This is a genomic window from Acinetobacter sp. YH12112 (genome assembly GCF_013418945.1).
Classification (GTDB): Bacteria; Pseudomonadota; Gammaproteobacteria; order Pseudomonadales; family Moraxellaceae; genus Acinetobacter; species Acinetobacter indicus.
Genome location: NZ_VPBA01000070.1, coordinates 1 through 4,622, shown reverse-complemented (window position 1 = coordinate 4,622; position 4,622 = coordinate 1). Strand labels below are relative to the sequence as shown.

Below are 4,622 nucleotides of genomic sequence, written 5' to 3'. Positions count from 1 at the left end.
TAAGTGATCGAGTGCCCCAGCAGGGGTGTCATCGGGTCGTCATCCACCGCATCCGAGGCCAGATAGCTGTTTTCGACATCCCGTTCCAGCAGGCCTTGCCGTTCCAGATAGCGACCCACCCGGTGGGTGATGTGTGCTTAAAAAACAGGAGGGTTTAACTTGGTAAACTATACATACTCATTAGGAGTTTACCATGAGCAAGAAACAGAAGACTTACACCGCAGAATTTAAAGCTGAAGCCATAAAAGCCATTGAAGAGAACCAAGGTAATGTATCGGAATCCGCTAGACAACTTGGCATTTCAATGCAAACCCTTTCGAACTGGAATAACAAAGCAAAGGCTGGAACTTTAGCAGGCACAAAACAGTATTCGCCCGATCTAAACGCCTTACTCGAAGAAAATAAGAAGCTTAAACAACAGCTCAAAACAGCTGAAATGGAACGTGAATTTTTAAAAAAGGCAGCAGCGTACTTTGCCAAAGAAAGTCAGTGAGGTACGCCTATATGAAATCGCAAAGCCACTTATTTCCGATTATTTTAATGGCTCGATTACTTCGTGTATCCGTTTCTCGCTTTTATGATTGGCTAAAGCGAGGCATGAGTAAAAGATCAATTCAGCGAAATCAGCAGACAATTTTGGTCAAAATAGCCCATGAAGAAACCAAACAAAGCTATGGCTATGTTCGATTAACCAAGCATTTACAAGCGCAAGGTATCAAAATAAGTACGTATGCTGTGCGCCAAATAAAAAAATCAAATCAGTTGTATTGTAAGCGCCATAAGCGTTTCAAAAGAACCACGAACAGTGATCACAACCGTTCTATTTATGACAATTTACTCAAGCAACAGTTTTCAATGACGAAGCCTAATCTTGCGTGGTCGAGTGACATTACCTACATTTGGACGGCTGAGGGCTGGTTGTACTTGGCAGCTGTCAAAGATCTTTACACGAAACAGGTTGTTGGCTATAGCTTAAATGAGCGCATGACAGCCAAGCTTGTTTGTGATGCATTGAATATGGCTATTCGCAATCAGAAACCTGCTAAAGATCTCATTGTACATTCAGATAGAGGCAGCCAATATTGCAGTAATGAATATCGAAACTTACTTGAGAAATTTGATTTTCAGGGTTCAATGAGCAAAAAAGGCGACTGCTTTGATAATGCACCGATAGAGAGTTTCTGGGGCATACTCAAAAATGAACTAGTCCATCATCGCAACTACAAAACAAGGGAAGAAGCCAAAGCGGATATTACAAAATATATAGAGTTATTTTATAATCAGCGAAGAATTCAAAAAGGCTTGGATTTTAAGACACCAAATCAAATGGCAGAAGACTTTTATCGGTTAGCTGCCTAGAATCTCCCAAGTGAAAGTCTCCTGCTAATTCAGCACACATCACTGTTGATAAATTTTCTAAACAAAAAGGATCAAACTAATCTATAAGCTTTGTGGGTTAGAAAAAAAATAACTCACTTTGCATTGATCATATTTAAATTCTTGTTTTATCCATAGCACTAACCTATTAATTTTAAAAAATAATAGGTACTGGCTAAATAGCAAATCGATACATATCTTTTTCATAGAGGAAATATGATTTTAGTAAGTTCTTGTCTGGCTGGCTTAAAGGTACGTTATAACGGGACGCATAGCTTAAACGAAAAAATCGAAAAATTAGTCAAAGATGGAAAAGCTACTATGGTATGTCCAGAGATTCTTGGCGGTTTATCAACACCACGCGAACCTGCCGAGATTTCGGGAGGTAATGGCGATGATGTCTTAGATGGAAAAGCCTGTGTAATTGAAAAATCAGGAAAGGATGTGACTTCAATCTATATTGAAGGGGCATATAGAACTTTAAAAAAAGTTCAATTATTAAAAGCTACTCTGGTAGTGCTTAAAGAAAATAGCCCTTCATGTGGTAGTTCAATGATTTACGATGGTCAATTTAATGGGAATAAGATCTATGGCAATGGAGTTACCTCCGCTTTGCTTAAACGGAGACTGTAAATTAAATTGTGTAATTGCCTGAATTTGCTATGTTCATATTCACAACGGAGTCAGGCAACATGATGAACGAACAAAAACTAAAAGACCTTGCAGCAGAATTTGCTAAAGGAATCAAAACAGAAGACGATCTCAATCAATTCACCCGATTGTTGACTAAACTCACTGTTGAAACGGCTCTCAATGCCGAACTTACCGAACATCTCGGACATGAAAAGAATGCTCGTAAGAACGGTTCAAATGCTCGTAACGGTTATTCCAGTAAGACCGTGCTGAGCGATGATGGTGAGATTGAGATCACCACACCACGAGATCGTGATGGCACATTTGAGCCACAGCTAATTAAAAAGAATCAGACTCGTATCACGCAAATGGATAGCCAAATTCTATCCCTTTATGCCAAAGGCATGACTACCCGTGAAATCGTGGCTACTTTCAAAGAAATGTACGATGCTGATGTATCGCCAACGCTTATTTCCAAGGTGACTGATGCTGTTAAGGAGCAAGTCGCTGAATGGCAAAACCGTCCGCTGGATGCACTCTATCCAATCGTCTATATGGACTGTATTGTAGTTAAAGTCCGTCATAATGGCAGTGTTATCAACAAGGCTGTATTCCTTGCCTTAGGCATTAATCTTGATGGACAGAAAGAACTGCTCGGCATGTGGATGGCTGAGAATGAAGGTGCAAAGTTCTGGCTGAATGTCCTGACTGAGCTTAAAAACCGAGGGTTGCAGGATATTCTGATCGCCTGTGTGGATGGACTAAAAGGCTTTCCTGATGCCATTAACAGCGTATACCCGCAAACCCATATCCAGCTGTGCATTATCCATATGCTGCGTAACAGCTTGAAATACGTATCATGGAAAGATTACAAGGCGGTCACTCAGGATTTAAAAGCCGTTTATCAGTCACCTACTGAAGAGGCAGCCTTGATGGCCTTGGATCAATTCGCCCAAACATGGGATGACAAGTACCCACAGATCAGCAAAAGCTGGCGTACACACTGGGAGAATCTAAATACCTTCTTTGCTTATCCAGCCGAGATACGCAAAGCCATCTATACCACCAATGCGATCGAATCATTAAACAGCGTAATACGTCAGGCGATCAAAAAGCGTAAAGTCTTTCCAACGGATGATTCTGTACGTAAAGTGATTTACCTGGCAATTGATGCAGCGTCTAAAAAGTGGAATATGCCTATTCGCGACTGGCGTTTAGCCATGAGCCGCTTTATTATTGAATTCGGTGACCGCTTAAGCAATCGCCTTTAAATTTATGAAAAGCAATTACACAAAATTATTTACAGGCTCCTTAAACGTCATAATATAAAAGTCATTTCAGAAGAAACTTTTTGGCAACTTTTACCCTAGTTCCTCCGCTTTTATTTAAAATCTTCATGCAACTCCAACCACGCCCCCCTTTGCAATATCAAGTCTCTTCGGTATTTAGAGATATAGTGAGGTAATAATCTAAGAAGCATATCCATTACTTCCACATCAGTTAAAAAGTAGTGGTTCAATTTTATGCTGTAATTCTTTAACAATTTTAGCAAGCTGATCATGTAAAACTAACCAACATTGCTCATGACCTTGCCCAATATATTCATCTATTATGAGTTGCAAAATGTCTTGATCTATCTGACTTAAGAATTCTAAAAACCATGTCGCAGCAACATCCTTGGCAACTATTGTTTTATGATCTAATGTATAAGCTATACGGCATAGCGCTAAAATTTGATTACATTCATCCTGATCGTCTTTCCAATGAGCAATAATTTGTGGATAAGTTTTTTGCATGGCAAATATTAATTGTTCATAGCTAATTGGATTTAACCAATCGCAAATATCAGGTCCAAAGATAGTAATGTTATGTAATTGGGCAGTTTTAAGTAAAATACTAATATCTGGATCAGATTGACTATAAAGTAATTCACCTTTGAGTAATTCTTCTCTCAACCACTCGCCATATTGTAGCTGATATGTATATGGATGATTTTTATTGGTAATACTCCCTTTTTCTAATATCGTAATTTCTAAGGCACGCGCTGTAGCATGACCAATCGGAACAGATATATTTAGAAAATTCTGCGCTAATTGTTTTCTTTCCTGATCGGTAATTTCACGTTCAATAATAACTAAAATATCAAGATCACTTTTATGTTTTAAACCACCATCAACATACGAACCATATAAATAAATAGCATAAAGCTTATCTTTAAAATTTTTTTGTAAAAGCTGTTTTACACTTTCAACTTGGCGACACTCTTCATCATTTAAGCTTTGCATATGATTTTTAATTTAAAAAAATAAGTAATGAATTCATAGAGCATTATACAGAATAAGTGTAAATAATTTAATCAATTAGTAAATAACATACTATTTTTACAATATATTTACTTTCAATATAGAGTTTAATACATAAAACTCTATCAATCAAAAAAAGCTTGAAACAACATCTGAATAGTAAGAGTCATTTCCTCCTCACTTAGAGATGGATCCGGAAATTTGAACAACTCCTATAAGTGATACTCTGCTCCTCAAATGATGTTATAAACATCAATATATGGAGTATTTTATGGCACGTAGACCAAGAAGAAATCATTCAAACGACTT

4 protein-coding genes are annotated in these 4,622 nt (G+C 37.8%); 3 read left to right on the top strand and 1 reads right to left on the bottom strand.

The features are described from left to right. Positions 1–193: 193 nt before the first annotated feature. The 3 genes from FTU50_RS14880 (at position 194) to FTU50_RS14870 (ending at position 3,281) form a co-directional block, all read left to right on the top strand. Positions 194–1,359, top strand: a protein-coding gene (locus tag FTU50_RS14880) for an IS3 family transposase (protein ID WP_119285041.1) whose coding sequence is annotated in 2 segments (ribosomal slippage) — positions 194–452 and positions 452–1,359 — 1,167 coding nt in all. Because the reading frame shifts where the segments join, the coding sequence is not laid out codon by codon here. Between the two features lie 234 nt (positions 1,360–1,593). Beyond that, positions 1,594–2,010: a DUF523 domain-containing protein gene (locus FTU50_RS14875; protein WP_180055230.1), complete on the top strand. Its 417-nt coding sequence runs from the start codon at positions 1,594–1,596 to the stop codon at positions 2,008–2,010. A 62-nt stretch (positions 2,011–2,072) separates the two neighbouring features. After that, on the top strand, positions 2,073–3,281 hold the full coding sequence (locus FTU50_RS14870; protein WP_130136427.1) for an IS256 family transposase: 1,209 nt from the start codon (positions 2,073–2,075) through the stop codon (positions 3,279–3,281). Between the two features lie 225 nt (positions 3,282–3,506). Here the strand turns inward: FTU50_RS14870 and FTU50_RS14865 are convergent, their stop codons facing one another. Beyond that, positions 3,507–4,295 carry an aminoglycoside adenylyltransferase domain-containing protein gene (locus tag FTU50_RS14865; RefSeq protein WP_038350081.1) on the bottom strand — a complete coding sequence of 263 codons (789 nt, stop codon included), beginning with the start codon at positions 4,293–4,295 and terminating at the stop codon, positions 3,507–3,509. Positions 4,296–4,622 lie beyond the last annotated feature (327 nt).

Coding starts and splice junctions, on each gene's coding strand:
- FTU50_RS14865 (WP_038350081.1), bottom strand. CDS start 4,295: ATGCAAAGCTTAAATGATGAAGAGTGTCGCCAAGTTGAAAGTGTAAAA.
- FTU50_RS14875 (WP_180055230.1), top strand. CDS start 1,594: ATGATTTTAGTAAGTTCTTGTCTGGCTGGCTTAAAGGTACGTTATAAC.
- FTU50_RS14870 (WP_130136427.1), top strand. CDS start 2,073: ATGAACGAACAAAAACTAAAAGACCTTGCAGCAGAATTTGCTAAAGGA.